The 5,510-nt window shown below is 73.8% G+C and carries 7 protein-coding genes and 1 pseudogene; 4 read left to right on the top strand and 4 right to left on the bottom strand.

What is annotated here, in order from left to right; translation table 11 throughout:
• The first annotated feature begins 133 nt into the window (after positions 1 to 133).
• Positions 134 to 418 (top strand): hypothetical protein, encoded by a 285-nt coding sequence (locus LZ495_RS42790; protein WP_235058681.1) that lies wholly within the window; start codon positions 134 to 136, stop codon positions 416 to 418.
• Positions 419 to 457: 39 nt separating this feature from the next.
• Here LZ495_RS42790 and LZ495_RS42785 read toward each other — a convergent pair whose 3' ends face one another.
• The 4 genes from LZ495_RS42785 to LZ495_RS42770 form a co-directional block, all read right to left on the bottom strand.
• On the bottom strand, positions 458 to 670 hold the full coding sequence (locus LZ495_RS42785) for a hypothetical protein (RefSeq protein WP_235058680.1): 213 nt from the start codon (positions 668 to 670) through the stop codon (positions 458 to 460).
• On the bottom strand, positions 651 to 1,115 hold the full coding sequence (locus tag LZ495_RS42780; RefSeq protein WP_235058679.1) for a MerR family transcriptional regulator: 465 nt from the start codon (positions 1,113 to 1,115) through the stop codon (positions 651 to 653). The genes LZ495_RS42785 and LZ495_RS42780 overlap by 20 nt, the downstream gene beginning before the upstream one ends.
• Positions 1,112 to 1,429, bottom strand: coding sequence for a hypothetical protein (locus LZ495_RS42775; protein WP_235058678.1), 318 nt, complete (start codon positions 1,427 to 1,429; stop codon positions 1,112 to 1,114). Before LZ495_RS42775 ends, LZ495_RS42780 begins: the two co-directional genes overlap by 4 nt.
• Before the next feature lie 860 nt (positions 1,430 to 2,289).
• Positions 2,290 to 2,937 carry an Rv3235 family protein gene (locus tag LZ495_RS42770; RefSeq protein WP_235058677.1) on the bottom strand — a complete coding sequence of 216 codons (648 nt, stop codon included), beginning with the start codon at positions 2,935 to 2,937 and terminating at the stop codon, positions 2,290 to 2,292.
• 1,042 nt (positions 2,938 to 3,979) lie between these two features.
• On the opposite strand from LZ495_RS42770, the gene LZ495_RS42765 reads away from it, so the two are divergent.
• The 3 genes and pseudogenes from LZ495_RS42765 to LZ495_RS42755 all read left to right on the top strand — a co-directional run.
• Entirely contained in the window at positions 3,980 to 4,471 is a 492-nt protein-coding gene (locus LZ495_RS42765; RefSeq protein ID WP_235058676.1) for a DUF6912 family protein, read from the top strand.
• A 42-nt stretch (positions 4,472 to 4,513) separates the two neighbouring features.
• A complete protein-coding gene (locus tag LZ495_RS42760; protein ID WP_235058675.1) occupies positions 4,514 to 5,194 on the top strand; it encodes an HAD family hydrolase in 681 nt (226 codons plus the stop codon).
• Positions 5,195 to 5,254: 60 nt separating this feature from the next.
• Positions 5,255 to 5,510, top strand: a pseudogene (locus LZ495_RS42755) (L-glutamate gamma-semialdehyde dehydrogenase); the annotation flags it as partial.

Here is a 5,510-nt window from a genome sequence, read left to right as displayed (position 1 = left end):
GACGCCGCGCGGCGCACCCGGGCGGGGCCGCCCGCCTGGTGGCGGTCGGCCCCTCCGGCGTTTGTGCCACGCACTATGGCGCGTCTCGCCGGCTGCGGCAGGCGCCTGCTTCGCGGTGGATGGAGCAAGGCAGATGATCCTGTCGTCCCGCATTACCGGGATCCTGGCTCGTGAGGTCCCCGAGCCGCAGCGGACCGAGCTGGCCCAGGCGCTTTCGAGCCTGTACGGGCCCACCCACAGCGACGCCGGCTCGGACCGCATTGCTGCGGCGGTCATCATCCTGGTCCTCGACGAAATGCCCATCGAAGAGGCCGCGGAACGAGCGGTCGGCGACTGGAGGGATCTCTTGATGTGGTCCGGTCTGGGCGACAGTGACTGGGACTCCGCACTGACGACCCGCTTCCCGCCGCCGGCCTGACCCGTTCGCGGCCGAAGTTCGCGTCGTCCAGGACGGCGGCTACGAACAGGGCGACGGCGGCGACGGCAGCCACGCGGCGACCGCGAGCGCGCCGCCGCCGAGCAGCCCGGCGGCGACCAGCACGGGCAGCGCGCAGCACGCCACGCATGCGGCTCCGGCGAGCCAGGCCAGGCGACCGGCCGCACGGTGCGGCGGCGGCCCCTCGGTTGTGTCGGGGCTGTCGGGAGCGGGGTCAGCAGCACGGTCCGGCATGCCGGTCCTCCTCGGCGAGGTCGGCGAACGGAAGCGGGCAGCAGGCGCTTTTCGCGCACACCGCCAGGTCGTCGCAGCCGGCGTCCATGGCGTCGACGAGGGCGGTGCGGATGGTGTGCAGGTCGGCGATCCGCGCGTCGACCTCGACGAGCTTGGCGGCAGCGAGCTCTTGCAGCCCGGCCTTCGCGCGGCGTCCTGCGCCGTGCCGGTGGGTGCTGGCCTCCAGCAGTTCGGCGACCTCGTCCAGGGTGAACCCGAGCCGCTGCGCGGCCTTGATCACCCGCAGCAGCGCAACGGACTCGGGCGGGTAGACGCGGTGCCCGCCGAGGGTGCGGTCGGGCTCGGCGAGCAGGCCGCGGCGCTCGTAGTAGCGCAGGGTCTGCTGGTTGACCCCGGCGGCGTCGGCCAGCTCGCCCGACCGCAGCCCATCGGACCGGGTGGTCATGCGCGGGCTCCGGAGGCACGCTCCACTAGGGCGTCCAGCACGCCGATGTGCGCCTCGGGCACGGAGACGTCCATCAGCAGGCGGCCGGCCGCGTCGCGGTCGAAGGCGAAGGCGAAGAACGAGCAGCAGCCCGTCTCCCGCTCGGCCAGGTCCCGCGCGGCGGGCTCGGCTGCGGCGTCCAGGACCAGCCGGGCCCGGACCGGCGCGGGCCGCTCCACCTTGATGAGCGCGTCGGCGAACAGCGTGTCGAACTCGGCGATGCGCAGCGGCTGCTCCACGGTCGCCAGCGTGCAGGACGGCGGCACCCAGGTCACGGCCGTACTCCTTCCCCTCGATGGACGCCCCGGAGGGCGCTGTCCTTCGACGGTAAACCTGTACCCGGGTACCGGATGCAAGCCCGCAAGGGTGGGGAATCAACGCGAGCATGCCTGGCCGGACCGTGAGTATCGGGTGGCGAAATCCAAAGAGCCTCACCGCCACACGCCGCCGGCCGTGCCGCGGCGTTTCCGGGCGGGAGGGGCCGTCACGACGACCACCGGACCGGTGAGGGTGCCGGCGAGGCGTGGGTACGGCAGCCTTGCCGGCTCTCAAGAGCTTCGGTGGTGCGCCCAGATATGCGCGGCTGCGCGTCCGGCGCGGTGCGTGTGTGCCACTGGCTGGGCATGACGCAGTGCCTGTGAATTTCGCCCTTGAGGGTGGCGCTCGGCGCGTCCTGGGTGGCCGGCTGGAGTCAGGGGCAAATTGGGGCTTATCGGCCATTCACTCCCCATGCGGAGCGCGCGGCGGCGCGCGGTGTGGGCGTGCGCCGGAGAAAAACCTTTGTGTGCTCGGCTGTTCGGCGTAGATGCGCGGTGCGGTGAGCGGCGGCGTGAGGATGTGGGACGTCGCGAAATTGCGGCTTCGGGGACCCGCGAAAACCGTGCGCGTACGCCGGAGGGGCTGGCACGTCAGGGCGCCGTTCCGCAGCGCTGCGCCCCTCGACCGGGGTGGGCGAGGGGCGCAGTCGGCGTAGGCGTCTCGTGGCCGTGTCTGCGGCCGGGTGGGGCCGCTGCGGACTACTCGGGCTGCAGAAGCCCCCGTACGGCCGTCTGTGGGTGGCATGGCTGCGCCCCTCGGCCCGGGGTCGGGGAGGGGCGCAGGCAGGGTCGGGGAGTGGGTTCCCGGCCTCAGGGGGTCAGCGGTAGCGGAGTGCGGTGCAGATCCACGTGGGTGTGTGGGGTGCCCGGCTGCGCGGGCGGGTGCGGTCGAGGCGTACCGCGACGGCCTGGAAGCGCTCCGGGCCGGCCAGGCGCAGGCGGAGGAAGCCCTCGGCGGTGTCCGGCGTGGGGGCGGTGGCGTTGGCCGCGGCGAGTGTCACGCCGGTGATGCGGCGTTCGGCGAGGGTGCGGCGCAGGCGGTCGACGCGGGCGCGGACCTCGGTGGTGGTGTGTGCGTCGAGTTGGCGCGGCGCGCGGCAGCCGGACAGTACCTCGGCGAGCAGCATGGCGAACCGGCGTACGCGCCGCCGGGCTTCGGCGGGGTCGGGCTCCGCGAGCGGTGCGCCGACCAGCCGCAGGTCGGGCGTCGGCAGCGGGCGCGGCGGGAACGGGATGACAAGCCCGCCGCCGGGTTCGCCCTCGTACGGCGGCTCCCAGGCAGGCGGCCGCAGAACGCGCAGCTGGTGCAGGGTGGACGCGGGCTGGTCGCCCTGCCACGAGTCGCATCCCCGCGGGGAGGGCGCGTTGTTGGCCAGGCCCTCGAACTCGACGTACGGCTCCCGCTCGGGCGCTCCGCCGGGACGCCGCGTGCGCCGAACCGCAGCGAGGTCGATGACAGCGGGCATCGGGATTCTCGGCTCCGCGTGGGATCCCGACTCTCGGTGCGGAGCGGCCCCAGTGGCGGCTGCCCGGGCCGGGGACGGTGCGGTGCTTGGGCTGCCTGCGCCGACTGGCCGACCCGGCGCGTCCGGCCTGGTCATCGGCTCGCGATGCGCTGTCCCGGCGCTGTACAGCTCTTGGCTGGGGGCCGCGACTGGTGTCGGCGGATGCGGCTGCGTCGTGCTCCGCGGGTCGGCCTCGACCGGACCGGACATGCGGTGGCGTCGCCAGTCCGTGGCCGCAGCGCGGAACTCCTTCCGAACCGCGTCGAGGTCGATGACAGCGGGCGTCGGGACGCTCGCCGCCGCATGGGCTTCGACGTCCGGATGCGGAGCGGCCCCCGCGGCCGCTGCGATGTCCGGGGTCGTGGGCCTCTGGGCGCACTGGGTGCCGGAAAACGCCGGATGGTCAGCCGCAGCCGCAGCCGCAGCCGCAGTCGCAGCCGCCGGGGCCACGAGCGGTGCAGGGACTGGGCCCCCGTGCGGGTTGCCCGCGCCGAGTGGTCGATCGGGCGCACCCGGCGCCCGCATCGGCTCGCGATTTGCCGCCTTGGCGTCGATCGATTCGTGCTCGGGGCCCGAGGCCGGAAGATCGGCGCATCCAGGCCCCTTGCGGGGCCGGTCCGGCGGGCTTGCCGGTGGGGTGTGGTCGTGGGCTGTCGTGCGGTGTGGCTGGGCCATGTTGCGCTCCCCGAATGGTCCGTTGGCCGTAGGTCCGGGGTAGGGCGGCGACTGTGGTTCCCCCTCGGCGGCCGTCCCCCCGGTGCCGCGTTCGGGGGCTCTTGGTAGTCGGGCGGAATCCGGGAGTCAAACAGGGCGTTGGCGCACGGCGCGCGGTCCCAAGGTGGGAATCGCCTGGGCGTGCGCCGGGACAAAACAGGGCAATCACGGCGTTGCCCGTCCGGCGCCTCCGCGGCCCAGCTCGTACGATGCAGTGCGGCGCCTCCCGTGGGTCCCCGGTGGATTCACGCGCATGGGGGTCCGCTGCCCTCGTCCCGTTGGAGTCCCGATGCGCGTGTACGTCCCCTCGACGCCGACTGCCCTGGCCGGCGTGCATCGGGAGGGTGGTCTGGGGCCCGCGCCGGTGCGGGCGTACGCGGTGTTCGGCGGCTTGGCCGAGTGGTGCGGGACGGACGACGCCGAGGAGCTGGAGTACGCCGCGACCGTGCTGGCCGGCCGCATGTCGCTGCGGGCCGCGGTGCAGGAGGGCGGCGGCAAGGCCCGCCGCGTGGTGCTGGCCGCCGAGGTGCCGGACGGCATCGTGTCCGCAGTCCCGGACGGCGGTCCGGGGGCGGTCCTGGTGGACGGCACGATCCCGGTGAAGCGCATCGCGGCGGTGCTCATGGACGCCGAGGACGCGGAGGCCGACGTGCGGGCCGCGCTGGGGGTCCTGGATGCGGCCGAGGCCGGCGACGCCGCCGCGGAGGCCCTGGTCGAGGCGGTCGAGGAGCACGAGCTTCTGTGGTTCGCGACACAGGAGCTGCGCGACCTGGTCGACTGACCCGGGCCCGCATCAAGGCGCCCGAGGGTGCACAATTCCCCGATGGGAACGTCGCAGGAGTCCGGTGTGCACGGCGGGTCGCCGGCACGCCACATCGTGTGGGACTGGAACAGCACGCTGTTCCACGACATCGACGCGGTCATGGCCGCGACCAATGACTCGTTCGCGGCCTACGGGCTCCCGCCCATCACCCTGGAGCGCTACCGCGAGCTGTACACGGTGCCGGTGCCGCGGTTCTACGAGAAGATCACCGGCCGGGTGCCCGAGCCCCAAGAGTGGGCGATGCTCGATGCGACCTTCCAGCGCTCGTACGCCCGGCACGCCGTCGCCTGCGCGCTGACCCCCGGGGTGGACGACCTGCTCGCCGGCTGGCTGGCCGCAGGCCGTACGCAGTCGCTGCTGTCGCTGACCGCGCACGACGACCTCATGCCCTTCGTGGACCGCTTCGCGATCGCCGACATGTTCCTGCGCGTGGACGGCCGGATCGGCCCGCCCGGCGGCGGCAAGGCCGAGCACCTGGCCCGGCACCTCAAGGCGCTGGACGCCGACCCGGCCGGGGTCGTGGTCATCGGCGACGCCGCGGACGACGCGTACGCGGCACGCGAGCTGGGTGCCTCCGCGGTCCTGTACACCGGCGGATCCCACTCGCGGACCAGTCTGGAGCGGGTCGGCGTCCCCGTCGTCGACACCCTCGCGGAGGCCGTGGCTCTCGCCGCGGGCTGAGCGGGGCACAACCCGGAATCCGATGCGTCAAAGCGGAGGAAATCGGGCACTGCGTGGGGCATGGATGCTGTCACTCAGGTTCCCGCCCCGGTCAACGAGCCGATCCACTCCTACGCCCCCGGCAGCCCGGAGCGGGCCCGGCTGGAAGCCGAGCTGAAGCGCCAGGCGTCCGAGCCGGTCGAGCTGACGCAGACCATCGGCGGTGTGCAGTCCGCGGGTGGCGGTGCCAGGGTCGATGTGGTGCAGCCGCATCGGCATGGTGCGGTGTTGGGGTCGTTTGCGGGGGCGACGCAGGCGGATGCGCGGGCTGCGGTGG

This window comes from Yinghuangia soli, assembly GCF_021502675.1.
GTDB classification, from domain to species: domain Bacteria; phylum Actinomycetota; class Actinomycetes; order Streptomycetales; family Streptomycetaceae; genus Yinghuangia; species Yinghuangia soli.
Note: the sequence above shows the minus strand (reverse complement) of the source record. Positions and strands in the feature narration are given on the sequence as shown.